We start from the raw sequence: 26,421 nt of genomic DNA on the forward strand, positions 1-26,421 counted from the left end.
AACCTTGCCGCGGGCGCTCATGCACGCGGGCCGAGAGTATCGGCGGACGAGGAGCCAGGCAAAAACAACACCCGAACTCCAGCGGTTACATGCCGCTATGATTAGCAAACACGCTTAATAAACCGCTAATCGGAACGTATGATTTACCATAAATGAGAGCGTGGGACGAAGAGAAAGCAACTCATCCGTGCCGCCTTCATTCCGCGGCCCTCAGATTGGCAAGCTTCGAACGAAGTACGGCATCCGACATCTCATCATGCAAGCGCTGCTCTTCATGCATCTGTGGCTTCGCAAAGCGGGCAATGAGGAGGTAGGCGACAGGCGTGATGTAGAGCGTCACCAATGTCGCAAAACCTAGCCCGCCGACGATCACCCAGCCGAGCGCTACGCGCGCCTCCGCACCGGCTCCCTCGGCAAATACCAGCGGCACGCCGCCGAGGATGGTCGCGATCATGGTCATCATGACGGGGCGCAGACGTAGCGCACAGGCCTTCTCGATCGCATCGCGCACACCCTCGCCCTTGTCGCGGAGCTGGTTGGCGAATTCGACAATCAGGATACCGTTCTTCGCCATCACGCCGACGAGCAGCACCAGTCCGATCTGGCTGTAAATGTTGAGGCTGGAACCTGTGATGACCAGAGCGAAGACCGCGCAGGCAAGGCCCAGCGGCACCGTGGACATGATGATCAGCGACGACAGCACGCTTTCAAACTGCGCAGCCAGCACGAGGAAGATGATGACGATGGCAAAGCCGAAGGTCAGCGCCATGCCGCTGGAATTCTCCTCCAGCGTCGCTGCTTCGGCCAGCGGCATCAGCCGCGCGCCGGGCGGCAATAGCGGCGTCGCGATCCGCGTTACCTCTTCCACGGCTTGTCCAAGCGACATGCCGTTCTTGAGGCCGGCGGTGATTGCAACCGAGGCCAGCTGCTGCTCGCGGGTCAACTGCGGCGCAACGGCATTCTCCTTCAACGATGCGATCACCAACATCGGCACGATCTTGCCATCGCCCGTTTTCAGGAAGACGTTTTCTAGATCCGTGGGATCATCGATCGGACGCATCGTCGAGGTGAGCAGCACCGGATAGGATTCACCCGCCACGAAGACATCGACCACAGAGCGACCTTCAAGCAGCGACTGCAACGCCACCGAAAGGCCGGCTATGTCGACCCCGAGATCGGAGGCGCGCTCGCGGTCGATAGCGACCGAGACCTGAGCCTGCGTCGGCTCGTTATTGAGCCGTGGCGTGTCGAACTGTCCCGTCGCGTCAAGCGCCTGCACCAGCTTCAGTGCCGATTCCGTCAGCGCCTCGTGATTGTTGCCGATGAGCGCCATCTGCACGCCGCTGCCGGCGCCGCGGATGCGCAGGCTGTTTGCCTGGACGACGTTGCCGCGAAGAGCCGGCACATTGGCCATGGCGCGATTGATGTCGGAAACGATGTCCTGCTGCGTGCGATGGCGTTCGCTCCACGGCGCCAGCGTCAGCACCATGAAGCCACTGTTCTTCTGGCTGTTCATGCCGGAGATTGCATAGATGTTGCGGATATCGCCGCTATCCATCAGCGGCTGCAGCCGCTCCTCGACGCGCTGCAGCTGATCCTTCGTATAATCGAGACCGGCCCCCTGCGGCGTTGTCAGCCGCAGCATGACCATGGCCCGATCCTCCGTGGGCGTCAGTTCGCTTTTGACATTCATGAATGCCAGGACGGCGGCAGCCGAGAACAGCGCACAGAAGACGATGACCACAAGCGGCCCATGGAGACAGGCCCGCAGCGTGCGACGATAGACACTGGCGAAGAGTTCGCCGAAACGGCCAAGCATGCCGTGATCCTCGCGCATCTCCTTGGTCAGCATCCGCGAGGCAAGCATCGGGCAAAGCGTCAATGCGACGATGGACGACAGGCCGACCGAGAAGGCGAGCACGAAACCGAACTCGCGGAACAGGCCGCCTACTTGCCCCGGCAGGAACGACAGCGGAATGAAAACCGCGGCAAGCGTCGCAGTCGTCGCGATGACGGCGAAGAACACTTCGCGTGTGCCAAGCACCGCGGCCGCCCGCGGCCCGATCTTCTCGGACCTTCGGCGCACGATATTCTCAAGCACGACGATGGCGTCGTCGACCACGAGGCCGGTGGCGAGCACGATAGCCAGGAGCGTCAGAATGTTGATCGAGAAGCCGACCATGTAGAGCGCGGCAAGCGTGCCCGTCAGCGCCACCGGCATGGTGACGACCGGGATCAGCGTTGCCCGCCAGTCGCGCAGGAAGAGGTAGATAACAACAGTGACGATCAGAGCCGACAGGATGAGCGCCAGCACGACCTCGTGGATCGCCCCCTGAATGAACACGGCGTCATCACTGGTGATGGCAATGCGCGTTCCCTCCGGAAGCGTCTTCGCCAGCTGTGCAACGACGGCCTTTACGCCCTCGGAAATATTCAGCGTATTCGACTGCGCCTGACGAATGATACCCAAGCCAACACCCTGCACGCCGTTGGAGCGCAGGGCGGTCGTCCCGTCGCGCGGACCGAGCGTCACGGTGGCGACATCCGAGAGCCGCACACGGTCTTTAATAATCAGCCGCGCAAATTCCTCCGGCGTCTGTAGCGCAGCGGTGGCACGCACGACGATATCCTGGCGCGCACTCTTCAGCGATCCCGCCGGCACATCGAGGGCCGCAGTCGCAAGCGCCGTCGTCAGATCGCCGATCGTCAGGCCTCGCCCGGCCAGCGCTGCCTGATCGACATCGATGCGGAAGACCTTCTCCTGATCGCCGTAAAGCTCGACATCGGCAACGCCTTCTACCGAAGCCAGCCGGTCGGTGATCTCCTTGTCGACGAGCTGGGTCAGGTCATCCATCGTCAGCGTATTGGAGGTGACGGCAAGGCGCATGATCGGCTGCGAATCCGAATCCGCTTTGACAATCTGCGGTGCATCGGCCTGATCTGGCAATTGCTCGGTGATACGGCCGATCGCATCGCGCACGTCGTTGGCCGCGACGGAAAGATCCGTGGCATCGGAAAACTCCAGCGTCACCCTGCTCTGCCCGAAGGAGGAGCTGGAGGAGACCGATTTCAACCCACTGACGCGTGCAACCGCACCTTCGATGACCTTGGTCAGCTCCTGGTCGATCGTCTGCGGTGACGCGCCGTCGAACATGGTTCTGACCGTGACGACGGGACGGTCGACGTCAGGCAATTCGCGCACTTCGACGCCGAAATAGGCGGCAAGGCCGGCAACGACAAGCAGCGTATTGAAGACCAGCGCCAGGATCGGCCGGCGCACGAAGATTGCCGTGAATGACTGCTTGCCGTGGCTCACGCCGGCTTCGGTCACATCATCATTGTGGCCGGTCATTGCGTGATGACCTCCGTGGCCTGGGCGAGATCGCGCGCAAAACGCACGTCGCCGCCCTCGGTCACCCGCTGCAGCCCCTCGATGACGATGGGATCACCATCGCGAAGATCACCCTTGACCAGGACGGCATCGGGATTGCGTTGCACGATGCTGACCCGCACCTTCGACGACTTGCCGTTGGCAACGCGCCAGACATGGGCGCCCTCCCCATCCCATTGCACGGCAAGCGGATCGACGGACGGATAGGTATCGCCGGCAAAGCGCATGCCGACGTTGAAGGACATGCCTGCACGCAGCTCATCGGCGGCATTGTCGATGCGCGCGCGAATACGCAGGGTCCGGCTGGCACCGTCGACGCGATTGTCTACCGCCTCGACCGCGCCTGTGAAGACGCGCCCCGGCAGCGCAACCGATGTCGCCTCGACAGGCTGATCGACCTTGACGGTGTTGGCGAAACGCTCCGGCACCCAGTAGTCCACCAGGATCTCGGAGCGATCGTCCAGCATCACGATGCTGGTGGCCGTCGTCACGTTATCACCGACGACAACGGGCACGATGCCGACGATGCCGTCGATCGGCGCAACAACGTCGCGGCGCTTCAGCGCCAGCTCCGCCGATTGCAGCGCAAGCTTCGCCCCCTGCTCGACGATCTCGGCATCGAAAACATCCATTCGCGAGACGCTGGATTTGATATTGCGATAAAGCTGGGATTTCTCGGAGGCGCTCTTCAGCGCCACTTCCGCCTGGCCGCGGGCAATGATCTGCTCATCATCGTCGAGGCGCGCCAGCACCTGCCCCTGTGTCACGCGGTCGCCGGATTTGATGAGGATTTCCCGGATTGTGCCGGCTGCCTGCGGCATGACGACCACGGAACGGATGGCATCGCCCGTGCCGATCGCGCTCAGCCGATCATTGACGATGGCGCCCACCACTGGCTCGGTGACCACCAACGGCACATTCTTCCCACGCCGCCCTGCGTTATTGGCCGCATCCGCCTGCTTCCCGCCACTGTTGTTCTTGCCGGGCGCAAGGACCGCCACAGCAGCCTCGGGAACACCAGCCCCCCGCAACAGGTTGGCTGCGCCCGGCACAAAAGCCACGGCGGCGGCAAGACCTGCCAGCAATAAGAAAAAACACAAGGAAAGTTGCTTCCAGGCGGTCATGTACGTCTCCGGCTCTTTGTGTCAGAGGCGATGAAATCGCGTCGTCAGTTCAATATGGCCTCATTTCGCCAAGCGCACTTACTGAGGCCAAGTTCGGGTCGGCGGTGGTATAACGCACGATTGTGCCCGATTTGCTGCAATATCGTTTTTTTATACATATGCAGCAAGCTTTGCTGCCGATTATGACGAAGTTGTAATCTTTGCGCGGACAACGAGGCGTTTCATTCGTAGCCCAACGTCGCCTTTCGGACACTGAAATAGCGTCTCCCTCACTGCTTTCTCCCTGTGAATGTGCACTTTTTGTTCTATTTTGGGCCCGTTTCTTTTGCCTTTCAGGGTAGAATCATTACATTGGGCCGCATGACCATCGGACATGACGACATTCCCTTCTTTGACGAGGAGCCGGAGCACCTGGCGCCGCGCCGCGTTGCGCCGGATACCGGCAGCATCGGCGGCGGCATTGCGGCCCGTGCCATGGCGGCGCGCGACAGCCATCGCCGGCCGGACTATCTGTCGGGCCTCAACCCGGAGCAGGCCGAAGCGGTGGAAACGCTCGACGGCCCCGTTCTGGTGCTTGCTGGTGCAGGTACCGGCAAGACGCGCGTGCTGACGACCCGCATCGCCCATATCCTCTCCACCAACCGCGCCTTCCCCAGCCAGATCCTCGCGGTCACCTTCACCAACAAGGCGGCCCGCGAGATGAAGGAACGCGTCGCCCTGCTCGTCGGCGGGGCGGTCGAAGGCATGCCCTGGCTCGGCACCTTCCACTCGATCGGCGTCAAGCTGCTGCGCCGCCATGCCGAACTTGTGGGCCTGACCTCCAGCTTCACCATTCTCGATACCGACGACGTTACCCGCCTGATCAAGCAGTTGATCCAGGCAGAGGGCATCGACGACAAGCGCTGGCCGGCCAAGCAATTCGCCGGCATGATCGACACCTGGAAGAACAAAGGCCTCAGCCCGGCCGAGATTCCGGAGGGCGATGCCCGCGCCTTTGCCGATGGTAAGGGCCGCGAACTCTACGCCGCCTACCAGAACCGCCTGAAGACGCTGAATGCTTGTGACTTCGGCGACCTTTTGCTGCATCCGATCAACATGTTCCGGCAGAATCCGGATGTGCTGAAGGATTATCACCAACGCTTCCGCTATATCCTCGTCGACGAGTATCAGGATACCAACACGGCGCAATATATGTGGCTGCGTCTCCTGGCGCAGCGGCCGAAGGGCGAGTTGCAGAATGTCTGCTGCGTGGGTGATGACGACCAGTCGATCTATGGCTGGCGCGGTGCGGAAGTGGACAATATCCTTCGCTTCGAGAAGGATTTTCCCGGCGCCAAGGTGATCAAGCTCGAGCGCAACTATCGCTCCACCGAGCATATTCTCGGCGCTGCGGCACATCTGATTTCCCATAATGAAGGCCGGCTCGGCAAGACGCTGTTTACCGACCGTTCCGATCCCGAAGATATCAAGGTGCAGGTGCACGCCTCCTGGGATTCCGAGGAAGAAGCCCGCGCCATCGGCGAAGAGATCGAGCAGCTTCAGCGCAATCAGCACAAACTGAACGATATGGCGATCCTGGTGCGCGCCTCCTTCCAGATGCGTGAATTCGAAGATCGTTTCGTCACGCTCGGCCTCAACTACCGCGTCGTCGGCGGCCCCCGCTTCTATGAGCGTCTCGAAATCCGCGACGCCATGGCCTATTTCCGCCTGGTCTGCCAGCCGGCCGACGACCTCGCCTTCGAGCGCATCGTCAACACGCCGAAGCGCGGCCTTGGCGACACCACCATACGCGCACTGCATGATTATGCCCGCGCTCGCAACATCCCGATGCTGGCGGCAGCAGCCGACATCATCGAGACCGACGAGATGAAGCCGAAGCCGCGCAAGGCGCTATTCGACGTCGTGCAGTCCTTCCGCCGCTGGCAGGGCCTGCTCGAAAATACCCCGCATACCGACCTTGCCGAGCAGATCCTCGAAGAGTCCGGCTATACGGACATGTGGAAAAACGACAAATCGGCGGAAGCGCCCGGACGGCTGGAAAACCTGAAGGAACTCATCCGCTCGATGGACAGCTTCGAATCCATGCGCGGGTTCCTGGAGCATGTCGCGCTGGTCATGGATGTCGAGCAGAACGAAAATCTCGATGCCGTCTCGATCATGACGCTGCACTCAGCCAAGGGCCTGGAATTCGAAACCGTTTTCCTACCCGGCTGGGAAGAAGGCCTTTTCCCGCACCAGCGCTCGCTGGACGAAAGCGGCCGCGCCGGTCTGGAGGAAGAGCGACGCCTCGCCTATGTCGGCCTCACCCGCGCCAAGCGCCGCTGCCACATCTGGTTCGTCTCCAACCGCCGCATCCACGGCCTATGGCAGTCGACCATCCCTTCCCGCTTCCTGGACGAACTGCCGATCACCCATGTCGAAGTCGCCGAAGTCGAGCAATCCTACGGCGGTTACGGCCGTGGCGGCTACGGCCAGTCGCGCTTCGACAAGGCCGAACCCTTCGCCAACTCCTACTCGACCCCAGGCTGGAAACGCGCCCAGGCCAACAAGACCGACGCCACCCGCGACAACTGGGGCTCTCGCTCCGGCCACGCCGTCGAACGCATCGGCTATGGCGAAAGCGGCCCGAAGACCCGCACCATCGACGGCGAACTGGTGGCCAAATCCACCTCCGCCGAACCTTCGAAGTTCATGGTCGGCGACCGTGTCTTCCACATCAAGTTCGGCAACGGCAATGTGTCAGGGATCGAAGGCAACAAGCTGACAATCGAGTTCGATCGGGCGGGGCAGAAAAGAGTGCTGGATGGGTTTGTGGAGAGGGTGTGAATCAAGAAGCAACGTACGACTGGATTACAGCGTGTATTTGCGCTTTGGCCTTAAAGATATCTGCAGTTTGCGTAATATCAAACCGAGATCCAACTTTCTCAGCATCGAAGATCGTGAGAAATTTGGTTTTGGAATTAAAATGTAGTCTGACAATCGGTTTACGATTGTTGTCGTCGAAATTGATGCCGCAATAGGATTTTTGATCACGCATGACAATTCGCGAGACATCCGCCAGTTCTGCTCCGATTGCTCTGACAATATTAAATCCGTCAATTTCCTCTTGGGTTGTCTCGATACCGTCGCCTTCGTCATTGATTTGAGTGACCGAATCTACGTCCTTTATCGTCGGAATATTCACATTCTCGTTGAATGCAGCACTTAATTTCTTTTGGATTTTCTGACGAACGAGATCTTCGAACGCCCGTTTGATAATCGGCTTGAATTCAGCAACGACGGTTGCAGTGAGCTTGCCGTCATGTATTTCCTTTGAAATGAGCCGAACGAACTCGTCATCAGGATCGTTGAATTGTGCTTCTATGCAGCTAATCGTCGCCTTCATCCGTTTGAGAATACTGGCCGAGCTTTTAATGTCTTCAATCGAAAATTTTTCTTTGTGAAATTTTTCGAGTTCCTTCAGATCGTTATCGTCGTAGTCGAAAAGATCGAATTTAAAGAACGGATTGCTATCAAGTTTGTTGGGCGCATCAAGATCGGTAAAAAACCAGATTTGTATGCCATTCGTGAGGATCGCAATTGAGCAATCGGTCGTCGAAAAATACCGATAAAGCTGGCTGTATTGGGCCTGCGAAAGATTCGCACTAACAGCCTTCGCTTCCAGAATGAATTCAATCCGGTCATTTATCTTTACAGCATAATCGACCTTCTCTCCCTTTTTCAAACCAACATCAGCTATAAATTCCGGCACAATTTGTGTTGGATCAAAAACATCAAAGCCAAGCGTGCGCAGAAATGGCATAACAAGAGCGTTCTTTGTCGCTTCTTCAGTAAGAGCGATATTCTGCGCAGAAATCGCGCGCTTCGATAGTTCCGCAACTTGTTCCTTGAACGACATACTAGCTCCCAAATTCGATCCCCAACAAAACAATATTATATTTGTCGCCGGATGCAATCGATGCGAGCGTATATTTTTGATTGAGTTTACCTACAGGGCCGATACCAAATATAGCGTGTAGTCCATCGCCGTTAAAAACTCGGAACTCACGATATCTTCCCTGTTCCCATGCGCTCCCTCAAAGCGAAAAGCCAAACTCAAGCCGCATCCCGATCCTTCAGCCACAGCCCAAACTCCTTGACCACCGCCACCACCTTCTCCAGACGGCACCCGTCCTCCGTGAGCGAATACTCGACCTTCACAGGAACCGTGGGATAGACCGTGCGGTTGATAAGACCCGCCTCCTCCAGCGCACGCAGGTCCAAAGTCAGCATTCTCTGCGAGATGCCCGGCATCAGTCGCCGTAACTCGTTGAAGCGTTGTGGACCATCGACCAGATAGGAGACGATCAGCAGCCGCCAGCGGCCTCCCAGCAAATGCATCGCCTCTTCGACGGAGCAGCCTGTCACGGTCTTTTTCATCGGATGTACCTCATATGCAAGGCGGTATAATTTTTGTACCTAGATGTCAAACTTTTCCGTTCTTACTATTCCATACCAGAGAGAATACATGGATCAGCAGCCGTCTTTCCAAGCGGAAGCTGGCATCGGAAACACCATGGAGTTCCCTCATGAAATTGTACTATCTGCCCGCAAGCTGCTCGCTCTCGCCCCATATCGTCATCAACGAACTCGGCCTGGAGGTGGAGCTGATCAAGGTCGATCACACCAGCCACCAGACCGAGACGGGACTTAATTTCTACGACATCAACCCGCACGGCTATGTCCCCCTTCTCGAACTCGCCGATGGAAATCTCCTACGGGAGGGGCCGGCCATCGTTCAATATCTGGCAGATTTAAAGCCCGAATCCGGGCTGGCCGCTGCCGCCGGCACGATGGAGCGCTACAAGCTGCAGGAAATGCTGGGCTTCCTGTCGACGGAGATCCACAAGGGCTTCATTCCGCTCCTCTATGCGCGGCTGGCGGGAAACTATGTCGACACGGCAAGACCGAAACTCGAAAAGCGATATCAATGGATCAACGAGCATCTCGCCGACCGCCCCTTCCTGATGGGTGACAGGTTCACGGTTGCCGATGCCTATCTGTTCGCACTCACCGGCTGGGGCCAGGCGGCGTGGCTCAAGTCCTACTACAAGGCCGACATCCACTTCGATGGGCTGCGCAATCTCGAAGCCTGGTACACCCACATGAGACAGCGTGACGCCGTGCGGAAGTCTATCGAAGAAGAGGGATTGGCTTTCGATTGATCCGGGCAAATGCCGCCGTTCGGCTTGGGAGATCGGTGGGCGGTCGCCCTTCTCATCAGTCCGGAGAATGTCCTTGTCTTTCGGTCGCGCGATAGCCCGGCGCGGCCATATCCATCGTAAATCCTGCATCAAAATAGTTTATCGGGCGGCAGACAAAATTCTCTGCTAGACTTCAAAAAGACGTTTGCAACGCGATCCGGCTTTTGCCGCAAGCGCATCCCGGTTCCAACAACCCTGCCCTGCAAAATCCGCATCGCTAGCATGCTACCAATATAGGCCTAATCGATTATATCGACCTTAGTGGCTTCGGGATTCCGCACCTTCCGCGATATCTCGGCAAGCCGCTACCAGCCTGTCTTTCGGCCCGTTCGGGCTCACCGCCCGGGTCGAACATCGAAGCCTGGTAAAACTAGAACCGAGGATAAAAAAGTGGCTGGCTCAGCAACAAGCTCTGCGTCCACCAGCGCGCGTGCATCCGCACGCCAAGGCCAGGGCAATTACCAATTCGCGCTTATCGCACTCACCTCACTCTTTTTCATGTGGGGCTTCATCACTTGCCTGAACGACATTCTGGTGCCGCACCTGAAGAGCGTCTTTCAGCTCAACTACACTCAATCGATGCTCATCCAGCTCTGCTTCTTCGGTGCGTACTTCATCGTATCACTGCCGGCTGGAGCGCTTGTGAAGCGCATCACCTATAAGTGGGGCATTGTCGTCGGCCTTACCATTGCAGCAGTCGGCTGCGCGCTCTTCATCCCGGCCGCCAGCTATCGCGTCTATGCACTCTTCCTCGGCGCCCTCTTCGTGCTTGCCACCGGCATCACGATCCTCCAGGTCGCCGCCAATCCCTATGTCACCGTATTGGGACCGCCTGATACCGCCGCAAGCCGCCTGAACCTGACACAGGCTTTCAATTCGCTCGGCACGACGATCGCACCGCTCTTCGGTGCCATGCTGATCCTGTCGGCGGCAACCGTTGCCGCCACCAACGCCACGCCGGAACAGCTCGACGCGATACGGGTCGCGGAAGCAAGTGCAGTGAAATTCCCCTACCTGCTCCTTGCCGCAGCCTTCCTGGTGCTGGCTGCCGTCTTTGCAGCGCTGAAGCTGCCTGAAGTCGAAGATGAGGAAACCGTCGAGCCGATGCGCGGCGGCGGTTCTGCCTGGCAATATCGCCATCTCGTGCTCGGCGCTGTCGGCATTTTCCTTTATGTCGGCGCCGAAGTCAGCGTCGGTAGCTTCCTCGTCAACTTCCTGAGCCAGCCGGATATTGCCCACCTCTCCGAGGCGGACGCCGCTCATTATGTCTCCTATTTTTGGGGCGGCGCCATGATCGGCCGTTTCGTCGGGGCACTAATCATGCGTCATGTAGACGATGGCAAGGCGCTCGCCTTCAATGCCGCCGTGGTCATCATCCTGCTCGCGGTCACCGTGCTGACGACAGGCCACGTTGCCATGTGGTCCGTACTGGCGATCGGCCTGTTCAACTCCATCATGTTCCCGACGATCTTCAGCCTGGCGCTGCATGGTCTCGGCAAATATACGAGCCAGGGCTCGGGCATCCTGTGCCTGGCCATTGTCGGCGGCGCCATCCTGCCGATGATCCAAGGCGGCCTTGCCGACACCATCGGCATCCACCTCGCCTTCCTGATGCCGATCATCTGCTACGTCTACATCGCCTACTATGGCCTCAAGGGCCACAAGCCCGTCGCGTAAGCCTTTGCAAACCATCGCGCCTCGCCGCCTTGATCGGCGGGGCGCAAAAGGCTTGATCCGAAGCCCGTCACTTGGCATCGTGCAGTGCAACAAGGACGGAAGGACAGGCCTCATGAAAGCACTGCTGCTCATCGACATCCAGAACGGCTTCTGCCCCGGCGGCAATCTTCCGGTACCTGAAGGCGATGAGATAGTGCCCGTTGCCAACAGGCTGATCGACAGCGGCGGATACGACCTGATCGTGGCATCGCAGGACTGGCATCCGGCTGGTCACGGCAGCTTCGCCTCGGCCCATCACGGCAAGAAGCCTTTCGAGATGGGCATGCTCTCGGGCAAGCCGCAGATGATGTGGCCGGACCATTGCGTCCAGGATACCGAAGACGCGGAGTTCCATCCCGCTCTTCATGCCGATCGCATCGATTTCATCCAGCAGAAGGGCCAGAACCCGGCCGTCGACAGCTATTCGGCCTTCCGCGACAACGATCAGGCGGCGCTGACCGGCCTTGCCGCACATCTGCGCGCTAAAGGCGTCACCGAGCTCGATCTCTGCGGTCTGGCAACGGATTATTGCGTGAAGTTCTCGGCGCTCGACGCAGTCGAGATGCTACCCGGCGTCAAAATCCGTTTCATCGAGGATGCAAGCCGCGGCATCGACCCGGTTGGCGTCAAAGCCGCTATCGACGAAATGCGGACGCGTGGCGTGGCGATTGTCAGCAGCACGGACGCGTTCGCCTGAAATCAAGCACGCAGAGCTAAACCTTCCCTAAGGAAAATCGTGCAAGCTGTTCCCGATCAATAAGATTTCGGGACCTATCGCGTGCAATCGATCACCATCAACGGGCGTTTCCTCGGCCAGCCACTCTCCGGCGTGCAGCGCTTTGCCCGCGAGCTGACGCTGGCGCTCGACCGCAAGATCGCCGCCGGCGCCGTGCCCGCTGCATTGAAGGGCGCAAGCTGGCGGCTGGCCGTGCCCAACAATACGCCCGTCGATCTCGAACTTTCCACGATAAAGATCGACAGCTTCGGCTCCGGCCCAGGCCATGTCTGGGAGCAGACGGCACTGCTTTCACGCTCGCGCGGGGACAGGCTGATAGGTTTCGGCGGCAGCGGGCCGCTCCTGCATCGCCGCCAGATGGTCGTCATCCATGACGTCACCATCTTCCGCCACCCGCAATCCTTCAAGCGCAGCTACCGCCTTCTGCATGGCGCGCTCGGCGCCGTGCTCACCCGCACCGCCAAGATCGGCACCGTCTCCGAGTTCTCGCGCCAGGAGCTCGCCTCCGTCTTCCGCGTATCCGCTGCTGGCATCGAGGTCGTCTATAACGCCGTCGATCATTTCGCCGCCATCGAGCCCGATGAAACCATCATCGAGCGGCTCGGACTGAAGACGAATGGCTTCTTCCTGCTCGTCGGCACGATGAAGCCGAACAAGAATCTCGACTTCGCAATCCGCGCCTTCGAGGCGCTCGGCGATATCAGCCAGAAACTCGTGGTGGTCGGCGGCACCGCCCCAAGCGTGTTCAAGTCGGATGGCCCGCAGTCGAACGATCGTTTGCTCTTTCCCGGCCGATTGACGGACGCGGAGATCGCAGCGCTGGAACGCCATGCCACAGCCTTCGTCTTTCCAAGCCTCTATGAAGGTTTCGGCATCCCGCCGCTGGAAGCCATGACGCAGGGCTGCCCGGTGCTCGCGGCCGATATCCCCGCCGTTCGCGAAGCCTCCGGTGATGCGGCCCTCTACTTCGACCCCACGCGACAGGACGAGCTTGTCGTTGCCATGCAGCGGATCGCAACGGACGAAGCCCTGCGCGACGATCTGCGTCGGCGCGGCCGTGAGAATGTCACCCGCTTTTCCTGGGATGGCAGCGCTGACCGTGTACTGGCCATGCTGGAGGCTCTCTAGGAAACTCTAGGGCCGGACTTGCCGCCGGAACATCGTCACGAAGTAGCTGTAGAGGCCGAGCAGGCAGAAAAGCGCGCCGCCAAACACCCCGACCGACACCGATAGCCACAGCGAATAGTGGAAGCCAGCCGTCGCAAGCACCGGCACAGCGAGACCAATGGCTGCGAGCAAGACCGGCTGCCAAACGAAATCGAACGGCAGTGACACCAGCACCTTCACCCCGATCGCCATCGCGATCAGCGCACCGATCATGCCGCCCGCCATCAATTCCGCATCGCCGAAGGAACCGAGATAGCCGCCCGCCAGGGTGCCGGCGTTCAACAGCACACAATCGAGCAGCGCAAGCAGGAAAATTGCCAGCAACCGATGCCGTAGATGCGCAGGCGTCGGCAGCATATTGGATGTCAGCGCGCGGCATGTGGCGAGCCCGATGACGAAAGGCGCCGCGGCTAGAAATTCAGTGCGTAGGCCTGCGGAAATGACCCACTGCCCCACAGGCTGCAGCAATGCAAAGATACCGGCCGCCGTCATCAGCGTAAGGCCGGTCAGAAGCGAATAATAATCCCCGAGTTGCTTCCTGAAAGCCGGTGTCGGCCCCTCACGATCATAGGCCGCCACCACATCCGGATACTGAATGGCCTGCAGGGCGGAAACGATCAGCACGAACGGCCGTTGCAGCAGATCGAGCGCCAGCAGCCCGCCGGCTGCTCCACTTGCTCCCAACGTGGCTGTCAGGATGGACTTCAATCCGAGCGGCGCCAGCATACCCATGACCGACGCACTGGCCGCGACGCTGCCATAGACGAAATGCTTGCGAACCAACACAGGCTCGAAGCTTGCTGCTTCGCGCAGGCTGTTGCGGGTCAGAAATGCGGCCCAGAAACCATAGGTGACATAGCCCGCCAACAGGCCAGCGACCGTTGAAGCAAAGGTTGGAGCCACAATTGCACCGGCGAGTGTGCCAACCGCCAGAATGGTGGCTCGCGATCCCTGCAGGCGGGAAAAGACGCGAAACTCCTGCCGGAAGCGCAGCATGGTCAGATGCAGGTCGCTGCCACCTTGCAGGATCGCTACCAGACCACCGAAGACAGCAATGTCGCCGGGAACCGAAAAGAAGATCGATGTGGATGCTGCGATCAGGCAGATCGCCGCGCATGCCGCGAACTCGACGCCCAGAGCCTTCCGCTCAAGCGCTTCGCTTCCCGGTGTCGATCCTGGATAGAAGCGGCTGCAGGCGAAGCGGACCCACTCGAAGCAGAAGATCGCGGCAAACTGGCTGATGGTGATGAAGAGTGAATAAGCAGCATAATCTGCAGGCTTAAGCAGATGCGCCACCGCAATCAGCAGCCCGAAGGCCACCGCTGCCTGATAGAAATATGCCGCCAATGCCACGATCTTTGCCATGCAGCCAGCTAACAGCAAAAGATTGAGAAAAGCGCTAATCCCAAAGGGAAGATTCCGGAAGAGGATGACAAGTGCCATTCGTCATTAGGTAGCGGCCTCACTCTTCGAAGATCTCCTCGATCTGCAGGGGAAAAACCCTGGCGATGACGAAGGCAAGCGGCAGGCTGGGATGATAGCGCTCGCTATCGACGGCGTTTGCAGTCTGTCTGAAGACATCGAACTTGGCTGCAAGCTCGCTCTGGGACCAGCAGTGCCGACCTGGGCAGGCCTGCACCGCTATTTCCTCCTCGCCTCTTCGCTCATCCAGGCGATCACGGTCTCGATTGCCGGGGATTTGCGATAGCGCGGCCAGACGAGATAGAAGTCGGCAGAGCCGCTGAGCGTACCCTCAACGACCTGCATCAAGCGCCCTTCCTTCATATCCCGTGCGACGAAATCCCGGTTGGCGAGAACTATGCCCTGCCCGGCAATGGCAGCCTCTATCGCATGCGATGTCTGGTTGAAGCTGATACCCTTATAGGAGGGCTGCGCCGCCCCTCCGAAATGGGTATCGATGAATTCGGGCCAGGAATTATGGGCGTCGTGAAGGAGCGCATAGCCTGCAAGCTCCTCAGAGGTCTTCGGCGGCTCTCGGTCGCGCAGCAACACGGGGCTGCAAACCGCAATAATTTCCTGTTCGAACAGCAGTTCGGTCGCCAAGCCCGGCCCGAAGGGCGGACGCCCATAGCGAACCGCAAGATCCACTCCATCCGCCTGAAACCCCGACATGCGCTCGGTGGCGAGGATATGAAGATCGAGATCGGGATGACGGCTCGTAAAATCCGGCAGGCGCGGGATCAGCCATTTCGATGCGAATGTCGGCGTGGTGCTGATGGTGAGCCTGACCGGTTGCGGCCGGAGATCACCAGTCGCCTGGGCGATGATTTCAAAGGCGCGCCTGATATCGGCGATATAGCCGCGCCCCTCGCCGGTCAGAACCAGGCTTCGCGGCATCCGTTCGAAAAGCTTTACGCCAAGTTCGGCCTCCAGCCCGCGCACCTGCTGCGCTACCGCACCCTGGGTAACTCCAAGTTCCTCGGCCGCCACCCTGAAGCTCAGATGACGCGCCGCCACCTCGAATGCCTTCAGGCCGTTCAGAGAAGGAAGTTTACCGAGTGAGCCGTTCATGCAATAGTTTTTCTACTGGCAAATAAGAGTGCAACTGCTTCGCCCTCGCGCGAGGAAGATGATATTTCATCGGCAAGTCTGAAGCAATCAGCCCATCCGGGCAAGACCAAAGAGGAGACGAATATGTCAATAGAAAAAGTCGCGATCATCACTGCGGGCGGCAGCGGCATGGGCGCCGAGAGCGCCAGGCGTCTTGCCGCCGACGGGTTCAAGGTGGCTATCCTCTCGTCCTCCGGAAAGGGCGAGGCTCTTGCAGAAGAACTCGGCGGCATCGGTATCACCGGCTCCAACCAGTCCAATGACGACCTCAAGCGCCTGGTCGATGCGACGATGGCAAAGTGGGGACGGGTCGATGTGCTCGTCAACAGCGCCGGCCACGGCCCGCGCGCTCAGATCCTCGATATCACCGATGAACAATGGCACACCGGCCTCGACGTCTATCTGATGAACGTCATCCGCTCGGTCCGGCTCGTCGCCCCCATCATGCAGAAGCAGAAGTCCGGCGCGATCGTCAACATCTCCACAGCCTGGACGTTCGAACCCTCCGCGATGTTCCCGACCTCGGCCGTATTCCGCGCAGGCCTTGCTTCTTACACCAAGATATTCGCCGACACCTATGCCGCCGATAATGTGCGAATGAACAACGTGCTGCCCGGCTGGATCGACAGCCTGCCCGCCACCGAAGAGCGCCGCGACAGCGTGCCGATGCAGCGCTACGGCACCAGCGCCGAAATCGCCGCCACCGTCGCCTTCCTCGCCTCCGATGGGGCTGGCTACATCACCGGCCAGAACCTCAAGGTCGATGGCGGATTGACCCGATCGGTGTAAGCCCAAAATAAGCCAGCAGTATCACCGTCGCTCTCCCAGGCATCGCTTGGGAGAGCGATATTATTTTGGAGTACAAGAACTCATATATTTCCCGCCCCCCGCAGAATCTGCCACGGGACCGGCCTTGCCGGCGCCGGGAGCGACGAGCAACGCAGGCAAGACGCGAAGCGCTCGTTCCCTTGAATTGCTTTTTTGCACTGCACACGTTAGAAGGGCCGCCAAATTACGGGATGGAAATGGGCGGCATGGGGCGGCGCTGCCTCGGGAGGAGTGCCACGATGGACGTCATCAACACGATAGCGGCACTGCGCGAGAAGCTCGGCCAGCATCGCAAGGCCGGCCGTAGAATCGGCCTGGTGCCGACCATGGGCTATCTGCATGCCGGGCATATGGAACTCGTTTCCCGCGCAAAAGCCGAGAACGACATTGTCGTCACCTCCATTTTCGTCAATCCGCTGCAATTCGGCGCTAATGAGGATCTGGCGAAATATCCGCGCGATCTTGAGCGCGACAGCGCCATGCTGCGAGACGGTGGCGTCGATTTCCTCTTTGCGCCTGGCGTCAGCGATATGTATCCCCGCCCGATGGAAACGGTCGTCGACGTGCCGAAACTTGGTGCCGAATTGGAGGGCGCAGTGCGCCCTGGCCATTTCGCCGGTGTCGCCACGGTCGTCACCAAGCTCTTCAATATCGTCCAGCCGGGCAGCGCTTATTTCGGCGAAAAGGACTATCAACAGGTGGCGATCATCCGCCGTATGGTGGAGGATCTCGCCCAGCCCGTTCGGGTCGTGCCGGTGCCAACAGTCCGTGATGTGGACGGGCTCGCTCTGTCCTCCCGCAACGTGTACCTCTCGAAGGAGGAGCGGGCAGCGGCGGCTATCGTCCCACAGGCACTGGCGGAAGCCGAAAGGCTCTATGATCTCGGTACCGATGATCCCTCTGCATTCGAGGAGGCATTACGAACTTTCATCGAAAGCGAGCCGCTCGCAACCGCTGAAGTCGCCGCCGTTCGCGATCCCGACACGCTGGAGCAACTGACGAAGCTTCAGGGCCAGCCTGTGCTCATCGCCCTGTTCGTGCGCATCGGCTCCACCCGCCTGCTCGACAACCGCGTGATCGGCCGCAAGCAGACTGCCGGCGAAAAGGCTGCATGAGATGAGCACCGTAGGACAGATCAAACGCATCACACCGGCAGCCATCGAGGCGATGAAGGGCACGCGCCCGATCGTCAGCCTGACCGCCTATACGACGCCCATCGCCCGCCTGCTTGATCCACACTGCGACCTGCTGCTGGTCGGCGATTCCCTCGGCATGGTGCTCTACGGCATGGAGACCACAGTCGGCGTCACGATGGAAATGATGATTGCCCATGGCCAGGCCGTCATGCGTGGTGTCAAGCATGCCTGCGTCATCGTCGACCTTCCCTTTGGCGCCTATCAGGAATCGAAGGAACAGGCCTTTCGCAATGCCGCGCGCATCCTGAAGGAAACCGGCTGCGACGGCGTGAAGCTCGAGGGTGGCGAGGAAATGGCCGAGACCGTATCCTTCCTCACAGCCCGCGGCGTGCCTGTCTTCGGCCATATCGGTCTCATGCCGCAGCTCGTGAACACCACCGGCGGCTACCGCTCGCTTGGCCGCTCCGAGAAGGAAGCAGACAAGATCCGGCGCGACGCCAGGGCGATTGCCGAGGCCGGTGCTTTCGCGATGGTTGTCGAAGGCACGATCGAACCCCTCGCCCGCGAAATCACCGCTGCAGTCTCCATCCCCACCATCGGCATCGGCGCGTCGGCCGCCTGCGACGGGCAAATCCTCGTCTCCGATGACATGCTTGGCCTCTTCAACGATTTCAAGCCGCGTTTCGTCAAGCATTTTACCGAATTGGCGCCGGCGATCTCGAAGGCTGTGGAAGCCTATGCTGACGAAGTCAAAGCCCGCAGCTTCCCGGCCCTGGAGCACACGTTTCAACCGAAGAAATGAAGCCGGATCAGCCCTTGGGCGGCTCCTTCTCCAGCAAATAGATCGCCTCGCCGAAATCCTCCATCTTGCTCATCAGAGCGGCGTGAGCGTCGCGCAGACCCTGATTGTAGTAATAGGGGCCGATCTCGGCGGTAAAGAAATCCAGCAGGAATTCCGTGGGCAATGTGCCGATCGACTGGTCGAGTTCTTCAGAGAAATAGCGCTGAATGCGCGCGACGATCGCTGCCTTTTCTTCCTTGGTGAAGGTGATCTTCTGCATGTTCCGTATCTCCCGATTTGCGAGCAGTCTTGGGGGCTGCTTCAAGGAAATCAATTGATCCATCAAGTAAATTCAATTGCCGCCTCCTGGCGCGCGGCTTACAGCTCCCGCCATTGAACAGCGCTTGGGCGCAGATGCGCAAGCGGCGATCACGGTTGTAAGTCGCGCTCGATCTGTGTGCCGGAACTGCAAACACAGCATCTGGGCCCAGGCACCGGATTTTCCATGAAGGACAGAGCGGACGATGGGTCGCGCGGATTTTATTGACGGGTTGAAGGGCGGCATCCCCGTCGGCCTCGCAACGGCACCTTTCGGCGCCTTGTTCGGTGCCTTGGCGCGCGACCAGGGCATGTCGGTCGGCGAATTGACGCTGATGAGCAGCACGGTCTATGCCGGCGCCAGCCAGATGGTGGGTCTCGATCTCTTTGGTCACAACGTCCAGGCTTGGCTGATCGTGTTGTCGATCCTGGCAGTCAATTTCCGCCACGTACTCTACTCGGCGGCGATCGCCCGCTATATCAGGAGCTTCTCGCTGGTCGAAAAATTCCTCACCTTCTTCTTCCTGGTCGATCCGCAATTTGCCGAAACGATCAAGCGCGACGAAAGCGGCAAGCCCGTAACCTTCGCGTGGTATATCGGCTCCGCGACGATGATCTACATTCCCTGGGTGCTGGCAAGCTTTGCCGGTGGCTTGCTCGGCAGCCTTATCGGCGATCCCAGGTCGATCGGTCTCGATATCCTGCTGCCGATCTATTTCCTCGGCATTGTCATCGGCTTCCGCAAACGTGACAATTTCCTGCCGGTGGTGGTGGCGAGTGCCGCCGCATCGGCCATCGCCCACCGCTACATCGGCTCGCCCTGGCATGTGAGTATCGGCGCCCTGGTAGGCGTCGCCGTCGCCGCGTTCTTGCCGCCGGTGAAGGCGAATCGCAAGCCCGATCTCGCTCGCGAAAACCACGAGGTCTGAGCATGTTCGATTTCAACGCGAATATGGTCCTGCTGATTCTGGCCGCCGCCATCATGACCTTCCTCACGCGCATCGGCGGCTATATCCTTATCGTCAAAATGACCCGCATTCCGCCGCGCGTCGAAGCCGCGCTGAATGCCGTACCCGCAGCGGTCCTGACGACGCTCGTCGCGCCGGCCTTCTTCATCGGAGGATGGGATACCAAGGTGGGGCTGCTTGCCGCGCTTCTCGTCGGCCTGCGCTACCCCTCGACCTACATGCTGGTCGCGGGATGGATCGTCGTGATGGCGTGGCGACATTCGATCGGCGCCTAAGCCATCGCAAGGCCATCCCGCTCTCAAGCGAAAGCGGGATGGCATAGATTGTCAGTGGCTGAGTTCCAGCGTCGCATTCTCCAGCCAGGCCCGAATGTCCGCATCATGGATGAGGGGCATCAGCGCTTCGCGCGTCTTCACATGATACTCGTTCAGCCAATGCAGCTCTTCGTGCGTCAGCAGTTCCACGAGGACCAGGCTGCGATCGATCGGGCAGAAGGTCAGCGTTTCGAAGCCGAGCATCGGCATATCGCCGCCTTCGATCTCCTCCGGATCGCGAATGTAGATCAGGTTCTCGATGCGGATGCCGAAATGGCCAGGGCGATAATAGCCGGGCTCGTTCGACAGGATCATACCGGGCAACAACTCCTGTAGGGCGAGCCGGGCAATGCGCTGCGGCCCCTCGTGCACCGAGAGATAGGAGCCAACGCCATGGCCGGTGCCATGGGCGAAATCGACGCCCGCCTTCCACAGCGCAATGCGCGCCAGCGGATCGAGATCGCAGCCGCGCGTGCCCTTGGGGAAGCGCGCCGTGCTGATGGCGATCATTCCCTTCAGCACCAGCGTGAAGAGACGCTTCTTTTCTTCCGAGACAGCACCAATGCCGACCGTGCGGGTGATATCCGTCGTGCCATTGATGTACTGAGCGCCTGAATCGATCAGGAAAAGCTCGCCGGCCTGAATCATCTGGTCGCTAGCCGTCGTCACGCGGTAATGCATGATCGCCGCATGCTCGCCGGCGCCCGAGATCGTATCGAAGGAAATGTCCTTCAGCGGGTTCTGCATGCTCTGGCCGACGCGGGCGCGGCAGGCCTCCAGACGCTCGGCGGCGGCAATCTCCGTCACCGTGCCCGGCTTGCTGGTTTCCAGCCAGTAGAGAAACTCCACCATGGCGGCGCCATCCTGCAGATGGGCGGCCGCCGATCCGTTGATCTCGGCGGCATTCTTGCAGGCGCGCGGCAGCTTGGCGGGATCATTGCCCTCGACGACTTCGCCGCCCTCATGACGGATGATATCGGTCAGCGCATAGGAAGCGAGATCCGGATCGACCAGGATGCGCCCGCCATTTGCGGCCGCGGCAGCCAGCCGCCTGGCCAGCTCGGACGGCGGCAGCTGCTTGCAGATCTGGGTGAGATAGGCTTCCGCCTCGACCTTGGTCTTGCGCTTGTCGAGAAAGAGCTCAGCCTCGCCTTCGGCATGAATGATGGCACGCGCCAGCGGATGCGGCGTGTGCGGCACGTCGCTGCCGCGAATATTGAAGATCCAGGCAACCGAAGACGGATCGGTGATCAATACAGCCTTGAGGTTCTTTTCCTTGAGACTGGCTGCAATCGTCGCGAGCTTGTCCTTCGCCAATATGCCGGCCTGGGCGATATCCTGGATAATGACGCCGCCAAGCGGCTCTGCGGGTCGGTCGCTCCAGAGCTTGTCGAGGGGATTATGGGGAAGAAAGACCAGCTTGCCGTCGATCTCGCTCAACGCCTTTTCCAGCCGGCGGACTTCGGCCCCGGTATGCAGCCAAGGATCAATCCCGAGCCGGAATCCCTTCTTGGCATGGCGCGGCAGCCAGATATGCGGTGGCTCGTTCACCAGATCGCCACCGGTGAAGACGCTGCGGTCCACCTGCTCGGCAAGCTGCGTCACATAGCGGCCATCCACGAAAACCACGGCCTGCGTGTGTGTCACAAGTGCAACACCCGCCGATCCAGTGAAGCCTGTGAGCCAGGCGAGCCGCTCTGAACATTTGGGCACATACTCGCCCTGATACTCGTCGGCACGCGGCACCAGGAAGCCGTCAATACCGAGATCGCCAAAGGCATTGCGCAGCCCAGCGACCCGTTCGCGGCCGAATTGCGGGGTGGAAGTGACGTCGAAAGACTGGAACATGGCTTAATCCGAGACTGGTGGGAATCCGTGAAACTGAATAGTGCCAGTATGTTAGAACATGATTGCAGGAAGTGCGACGTGATTTTCGGGGGAGAGCGAAAACTGTCGGTGATGTGGCGATTCAAGCCTGCCGTGCTGCCAGGTTCGCCATAGGCGCTGTTAACGAATCCGCCCATTTCGTGAGCATGACAGGTCAAATATGACATCTTCACGGCAGGCAATATGCATATCGCGCATAGCTCCCATGAAGCCTCCCCCCTGCCACGCGAGCGAACGAGTCGCTATATCCGCCACATCAAACGGGGTTCACGAAGAACCCAACCGAAAAGGACTAAAGACAATGCCTATCTCTCGCTCCGCATATGTTAGCCCGGCGCTGGCTGGCGAGCGTCGCACCGTACGCCACTCTGTCGGCTCGCTTCGTCAGCTCGAAGTCGAAACGTCGAAGGCAATCGGCGCAAGCCGTGGTGATCGCCACTAACAGTTATCAGCTACGCGTTCACCAGATCGCGATCCGGTTCTCCTCCTCCCTCCCCGGATCATGATCAGAACGCTAGAGCCCGCTTGAGCACTCCTCCTCCACACGCTCGCGGGCAAGATCGGTCTAGGCCGATCTCAAGGCGGTGCCTCGGCACCGCCTTTTTTGTTTTCCGCATAGACGGATGACCGGCTCAAGGCCGGTCAAGATGGATGGTCACCCAGCCATTGCGCCAGATTGTGCGCACATGGCGGAGCTTCGCACCATTATAGGCCGCAAGAACCTTCCAGCGCTGCTCGGCGAGAATGCCCGACAGGACGACCGAGCCACCCGGCGCTAGATGTGCCACAAGCTGCGGCGCCATCTTGATCAGTGGACGCGCAAGAATATTGGCAATGATCAGATCGAACGGTCCATGACGCGAAAAGGCCGTCGAGTGAAAGCCCGGCGCCGTTTCAAGCGCAATTCCGGAGGCTATGCCGTTGCGGCGGACATTCTCGCGCGCAACACGGACGGCAATCGGATCGATATCGGTCGCCAGGACCGGAATATTGCGCAGCTTGCGCACTCCGATCGCCAGCACACCGCTGCCGGTACCCAGGTCGAGGGCGTTGCGGACCTGTCGGCTGGCAAGAACCTTCTCGATGGTTTCCAGGCAACCGGCCGTCGTGCCGTGATGACCGGTGCCGAAGGCCTGCCCTGCATCGATCTCGATGGCAATATCGCTCGAACCGACCTTGTCGCGATCGTGAGAACCATGCACCAGGAAGCGTCCGGCGCGAACCGGCTTCAATCCCTCCAGCGACTTGGCAATCCAGTCGACGTCGGGAATGATTTCCTTTTCGATGGCAAGTTCCGGAAAAGCCTGCTCCAACAAGGCTGCGAAGCGAGGACGAACATCGTCTTCATCTTCCGCATAGAGATAGATCGAGGTTTCCCAGATATCCCTCTTCTCATCGATCTCGCTGGTCGCGATCGGCAGTTCCTCGTCCTCGAAAACGGGCGTCATCAGATCGAGGACCTGTTCGGCCTTCTTCTCGGTCGTCGTCACATAAAGGCGGATTTCACTCAACTCGTCGCTCTTTCTTGTCTTATTCGGCCCAATCGATCCAAGGCGGCTTTGGAGTATCATAACCAGCCACGCTTCGAAGCAAAACCCGTCTGGCCGGGCCGAAGCGCAGGACCAGCGGTGCAATGAGATTGCGCATCGCGATCGCCAGCGGATTTGTCATGGTGATCAGCCGCGTCAGGCCATAGGTCTGCTTCAACACCTGCTTCACGGCGGGAATTCTCAGCGCCGAATACTCCTGTTCGCGGCCTTCCGCAATGAGCCAGGCAAGCCAGCAGGCATCTTCGATACCGAGATTCATACCGCGCGCACCGGCCGGCGAATGGATATGCGCCGCATCGCCGGCCAGAAAGACATTGCCTTTGGCCATAGGCTCGACGTGACGAAAATGAATGCGGAACTGCGAAGCCCACAGCCTTTCGGCAATGGTGGCCGGATGAACGATACGGCTTTCGAAATCTTCCAGCGTCGAGATATAGCGAATGACATCCGATGCCACCGGCAAGCGCCCGATCATGCCCGGATCGAAGATCGAAACCTCGCCGAAATGTGTATCGATCTGACCTGAATAGCGAAAATCAACCAGATAGAAATAAGCCTCCAGCGCTTCACCCGGGAAACCCGCACCGAGAGCCTTGCGAACGACGGAATGGGCGCCGTCAGCACCCACCAGAATATCAGGCCGAACCGTTTCCATAGCGCCGTCAGGCCGCCGAACTGTAACCTCCGGCCTCTGGAAATCAGCTATTTCGCCCGCAACGATCGCCGTCTGCCACTCCGGCACAATGCCATAAGTCGACAGCGCCTCCAGAAGCAAACGCTCCGTCTGCCCCTGAGCCAGACCGCGAATGGCGCTGAACCGGCCCTTCACCTGGCTTGCATCCAGTTCGAAGAGAGTTCTTTCACCGGCGCGGACACGGAAGCAGTCTATGGATTGGGCAGCTTCGACGATGTGCTCTGCGACACCGGACGGGGAAAGCAGCGTCAATGTCCGGGCATTGACACCCAGAGCCCGGCTCTCTTCCACCGGCGTCGGGCCAGGACCATCATCAATGATCCGTGGGGTGAAACCGCGCCGGGCGAGTTCGAGCGCTGCAGTGAGACCAACAGGCCCTGCTCCGGCAATCAGAATGGATCTGAATGTCGCCTCTCCGCCGATCCTCTCACCCATCTAAGCCCCTACCCCTTCTTGATGAGGTTCTCCAGCTTCTTCACCGCCACGTCGGGATCCTCCTCATAGGCGATGGTTCCGGCAAAGCCGCCCGACGAATCCAGCAGGAAGACCGAAGCGGTGTGATCCATCGTATAGTCGCCGTTGGGCTGCTTGTCGTCGGTCGGCACCTTCTTGGCATAGACACGGAAGCCCTTGACCATGTCCATCACCTTGGCCGGATCGCCCGAAATGCCAGTAATCCGCTTGGAGACGTTGGACACATACTGGTCCATGATCTCAGGCGTATCGCGCTCCGGATCGACAGTCACGAAATAGGCGTTGAGCTTGGTGCCATCGGGATCGACCTTCTCCAGCCAGCTGTTGAGCTCAAACAGCGTCGTCGGACAGACATCGGGACAATGCGTGTAGCCGAAGAACACCGCCGAAGGCTTGCCGCGAAACGCCTGCTCGTTGATCGACTTGCCGTTCTGCGAGACCAGCGTGAAGGGCACGCCATAGGGTCCCTCGGCAGCCACCTGCGGCGCCTTGCTACCCCCGAAACTCAGCCAGCCCAATACGCCGGCAATGATCAACACGACTACCCAGACACCAATCCGCACACTTCTCATGACTGCCATTCCTCATCCAACCCCGGCGACGGCACCTGAAAGGCGGTACGGTCGGTCTCCCAGCCGGTGTAACGGCTCGAAGTAGAGGACGCAATTCAAGAAGATGTTCCGGGCAGGCCGAAATCGTCGCAGCAGTCGGCTCGATCCCCAGAGAACTTGACTGTTCTACCACTATGATTTCGCAAGTCCCTCAAGGCGAATTCTGCTTCAGTGTTAAAGTAATCCTAACCTGTCCGCGCGAACATCTGCATCAAATGTCGAACACGACTTCGACCGCCGCCGAAACGCGCGGCAGACCGATTTTCAGAAGGGCATGACGCCCGCCGGAGCAGCCAAGCATTATCAGCTTGAGCACCGGACGCTGCCGCTGCCAAAGCCGCTCCAGCCGATCTCTCTTTTCAATCGCTAGCGTCGTTTGCCATCGGCGCCCAACGGGAAGTCCTCATTCATGACGAACGCCATCAAGCAATCCGGCGCCTATCTGGAAATCGTCTCCTTCCACCTCGGCGATCAGGAGTTCTGCATCGACATCATGGCCATCCGCGAAATCCGCGGTTGGGCACCGGTAACGCCGATGCCGCACACGCCGCCTTACGTGCTCGGCCTGATCAACCTGCGCGGTGCGGTGATCCCTGTCATCGACATGGCCTGCCGCCTCGGTATGAAGATGACGGAGCCCTCCGAGCGTTCGGCGATCATCGTCACCGATATCGCCGGCAAGCTTGTCGGCCTCTTGGTCGAGCAAGTCTCAGACATGATGACCATCAAGAGCGAAGATCTGCAGCCGGCGCCGGAAATCATTCCGGAGGCGCAGCGCGCCTTCTGCCGCGGCATCGTGGCGCTGGAAAAATCGATGGTCTGCTTCCTCAACCTCGACACGATCATTGCGGATCAGCTGGCACAAGCCGCCTGATTTCAATGCATTAGCCCAAAAAGAAAATCGCCCTGGAG

The 26,421-nt window shown here is 59.6% G+C and carries 24 protein-coding genes; 12 read left to right on the forward strand and 12 right to left on the reverse strand.

The window, feature by feature from the left end:
• Positions 1-196 precede the first annotated feature (196 nt).
• The gene (locus ACQZ6F_RS08055) at positions 197-3,352 is read right to left on the reverse strand and encodes an efflux RND transporter permease subunit (protein WP_449092176.1); all 3,156 of its coding nucleotides are present in this window, start codon (positions 3,350-3,352) and stop codon (positions 197-199) included.
• Positions 3,349-4,515 carry an efflux RND transporter periplasmic adaptor subunit gene (locus tag ACQZ6F_RS08060; RefSeq protein WP_449092175.1) on the reverse strand — a complete coding sequence of 389 codons (1,167 nt, stop codon included), beginning with the start codon at positions 4,513-4,515 and terminating at the stop codon, positions 3,349-3,351. The genes ACQZ6F_RS08055 and ACQZ6F_RS08060 overlap by 4 nt, the downstream gene beginning before the upstream one ends.
• Positions 4,516-4,875: 360 nt before the next feature.
• Here ACQZ6F_RS08060 and ACQZ6F_RS08065 point away from each other — a divergent pair, with 360 nt between their 5' ends.
• Entirely contained in the window at positions 4,876-7,341 is a 2,466-nt protein-coding gene (locus ACQZ6F_RS08065; RefSeq protein WP_449092174.1) for an ATP-dependent helicase, read from the forward strand.
• A 1-nt stretch (position 7,342) separates the two neighbouring features.
• Here the strand turns inward: ACQZ6F_RS08065 and ACQZ6F_RS08070 are convergent, their stop codons facing one another.
• Positions 7,343-8,413, reverse strand: coding sequence for a type I restriction endonuclease (locus ACQZ6F_RS08070; RefSeq protein ID WP_077468998.1), 1,071 nt, complete (start codon positions 8,411-8,413; stop codon positions 7,343-7,345).
• A gap of 197 nt (positions 8,414-8,610) precedes the next feature.
• Positions 8,611-8,934 carry a winged helix-turn-helix transcriptional regulator gene (locus ACQZ6F_RS08075; protein WP_449092173.1) on the reverse strand — a complete coding sequence of 108 codons (324 nt, stop codon included), beginning with the start codon at positions 8,932-8,934 and terminating at the stop codon, positions 8,611-8,613.
• A 149-nt stretch (positions 8,935-9,083) separates the two neighbouring features.
• Between ACQZ6F_RS08075 and gstA the strand changes: the two genes are divergently transcribed.
• The 4 genes from gstA to ACQZ6F_RS08095 all read left to right on the forward strand — a co-directional run bounded on the left by gstA (position 9,084) and on the right by ACQZ6F_RS08095 (position 13,338).
• The gene (gstA, locus tag ACQZ6F_RS08080; RefSeq protein ID WP_449092172.1) at positions 9,084-9,719 is read left to right on the forward strand and encodes a glutathione transferase GstA; all 636 of its coding nucleotides are present in this window, start codon (positions 9,084-9,086) and stop codon (positions 9,717-9,719) included.
• Between the two features lie 429 nt (positions 9,720-10,148).
• Entirely contained in the window at positions 10,149-11,435 is a 1,287-nt protein-coding gene (locus tag ACQZ6F_RS08085; protein ID WP_449092171.1) for a sugar MFS transporter, read from the forward strand.
• A 112-nt stretch (positions 11,436-11,547) separates the two neighbouring features.
• On the forward strand, positions 11,548-12,171 hold the full coding sequence (gene pncA / locus ACQZ6F_RS08090; protein WP_449092170.1) for a bifunctional nicotinamidase/pyrazinamidase: 624 nt from the start codon (positions 11,548-11,550) through the stop codon (positions 12,169-12,171).
• A gap of 81 nt (positions 12,172-12,252) precedes the next feature.
• Positions 12,253-13,338, forward strand: coding sequence for a glycosyltransferase family 4 protein (locus tag ACQZ6F_RS08095; protein WP_449092169.1), 1,086 nt, complete (start codon positions 12,253-12,255; stop codon positions 13,336-13,338).
• Between the two features lie 6 nt (positions 13,339-13,344).
• Here the strand turns inward: ACQZ6F_RS08095 and ACQZ6F_RS08100 are convergent, their stop codons facing one another.
• The 3 genes from ACQZ6F_RS08100 to gcvA all read right to left on the reverse strand — a co-directional run bounded on the left by ACQZ6F_RS08100 (position 13,345) and on the right by gcvA (position 15,909).
• Positions 13,345-14,742 carry a hypothetical protein gene (locus ACQZ6F_RS08100; RefSeq protein WP_449092168.1) on the reverse strand — a complete coding sequence of 466 codons (1,398 nt, stop codon included), beginning with the start codon at positions 14,740-14,742 and terminating at the stop codon, positions 13,345-13,347.
• Positions 14,743-14,839: 97 nt separating this feature from the next.
• Complete coding sequence (locus ACQZ6F_RS08105) at positions 14,840-15,016, reverse strand: helix-turn-helix transcriptional regulator (protein WP_449092167.1); 177 nt, start codon at positions 15,014-15,016, stop codon at positions 14,840-14,842.
• 2 nt (positions 15,017-15,018) lie between these two features.
• Positions 15,019-15,909 (reverse strand): transcriptional regulator GcvA, encoded by an 891-nt coding sequence (gene gcvA, locus ACQZ6F_RS08110; RefSeq protein WP_449092166.1) that lies wholly within the window; start codon positions 15,907-15,909, stop codon positions 15,019-15,021.
• Positions 15,910-16,032: 123 nt separating this feature from the next.
• Here gcvA and ACQZ6F_RS08115 point away from each other — a divergent pair, with 123 nt between their 5' ends.
• From ACQZ6F_RS08115 to panB, 3 genes are all read left to right on the forward strand, one after another.
• Positions 16,033-16,737: an SDR family oxidoreductase gene (locus tag ACQZ6F_RS08115; RefSeq protein ID WP_449092165.1), complete on the forward strand. Its 705-nt coding sequence runs from the start codon at positions 16,033-16,035 to the stop codon at positions 16,735-16,737.
• 278 nt (positions 16,738-17,015) lie between these two features.
• Positions 17,016-17,891: a pantoate--beta-alanine ligase gene (gene panC, locus ACQZ6F_RS08120; RefSeq protein ID WP_449092164.1), complete on the forward strand. Its 876-nt coding sequence runs from the start codon at positions 17,016-17,018 to the stop codon at positions 17,889-17,891.
• Position 17,892: 1 nt separating this feature from the next.
• The gene (gene panB / locus ACQZ6F_RS08125) at positions 17,893-18,714 is read left to right on the forward strand and encodes a 3-methyl-2-oxobutanoate hydroxymethyltransferase (protein WP_449092163.1); all 822 of its coding nucleotides are present in this window, start codon (positions 17,893-17,895) and stop codon (positions 18,712-18,714) included.
• 7 nt (positions 18,715-18,721) lie between these two features.
• Here the strand turns inward: panB and ACQZ6F_RS08130 are convergent, their stop codons facing one another.
• Positions 18,722-18,973, reverse strand: coding sequence for a DUF2164 domain-containing protein (locus ACQZ6F_RS08130; protein ID WP_077469016.1), 252 nt, complete (start codon positions 18,971-18,973; stop codon positions 18,722-18,724).
• A 244-nt stretch (positions 18,974-19,217) separates the two neighbouring features.
• Between ACQZ6F_RS08130 and ACQZ6F_RS08135 the strand changes: the two genes are divergently transcribed.
• Positions 19,218-19,940: an AzlC family ABC transporter permease gene (locus ACQZ6F_RS08135; RefSeq protein WP_077469018.1), complete on the forward strand. Its 723-nt coding sequence runs from the start codon at positions 19,218-19,220 to the stop codon at positions 19,938-19,940.
• A gap of 2 nt (positions 19,941-19,942) precedes the next feature.
• Positions 19,943-20,254: an AzlD family protein gene (locus ACQZ6F_RS08140; RefSeq protein WP_449092162.1), complete on the forward strand. Its 312-nt coding sequence runs from the start codon at positions 19,943-19,945 to the stop codon at positions 20,252-20,254.
• Between the two features lie 51 nt (positions 20,255-20,305).
• Here ACQZ6F_RS08140 and ACQZ6F_RS08145 read toward each other — a convergent pair whose 3' ends face one another.
• On the reverse strand, positions 20,306-22,141 hold the full coding sequence (locus ACQZ6F_RS08145; protein WP_449092161.1) for an aminopeptidase P family protein: 1,836 nt from the start codon (positions 22,139-22,141) through the stop codon (positions 20,306-20,308).
• Between the two features lie 340 nt (positions 22,142-22,481).
• Between ACQZ6F_RS08145 and ACQZ6F_RS08150 the strand changes: the two genes are divergently transcribed.
• Complete coding sequence (locus ACQZ6F_RS08150; RefSeq protein ID WP_168807084.1) at positions 22,482-22,622, forward strand: hypothetical protein; 141 nt, start codon at positions 22,482-22,484, stop codon at positions 22,620-22,622.
• Positions 22,623-22,812: 190 nt separating this feature from the next.
• On the opposite strand, the gene ACQZ6F_RS08155 is transcribed toward ACQZ6F_RS08150, so the two are convergent.
• The 3 genes from ACQZ6F_RS08155 to ACQZ6F_RS08165 are packed head-to-tail and all read right to left on the reverse strand — an operon-like array spanning position 22,813 to position 25,470.
• Positions 22,813-23,691, reverse strand: coding sequence for a 50S ribosomal protein L11 methyltransferase (locus tag ACQZ6F_RS08155; protein ID WP_077469022.1), 879 nt, complete (start codon positions 23,689-23,691; stop codon positions 22,813-22,815).
• A gap of 19 nt (positions 23,692-23,710) precedes the next feature.
• Positions 23,711-24,859 (reverse strand): FAD-dependent oxidoreductase, encoded by a 1,149-nt coding sequence (locus ACQZ6F_RS08160; protein ID WP_449092160.1) that lies wholly within the window; start codon positions 24,857-24,859, stop codon positions 23,711-23,713.
• A gap of 8 nt (positions 24,860-24,867) precedes the next feature.
• The gene (locus ACQZ6F_RS08165; RefSeq protein ID WP_449092159.1) at positions 24,868-25,470 is read right to left on the reverse strand and encodes an SCO family protein; all 603 of its coding nucleotides are present in this window, start codon (positions 25,468-25,470) and stop codon (positions 24,868-24,870) included.
• Between the two features lie 448 nt (positions 25,471-25,918).
• Between ACQZ6F_RS08165 and ACQZ6F_RS08170 the strand changes: the two genes are divergently transcribed.
• Entirely contained in the window at positions 25,919-26,383 is a 465-nt protein-coding gene (locus ACQZ6F_RS08170; protein ID WP_068398452.1) for a chemotaxis protein CheW, read from the forward strand.
• Positions 26,384-26,421 lie beyond the last annotated feature (38 nt).

It is taken from the genome of Rhizobium sp. A22-96, assembly GCF_053521805.1.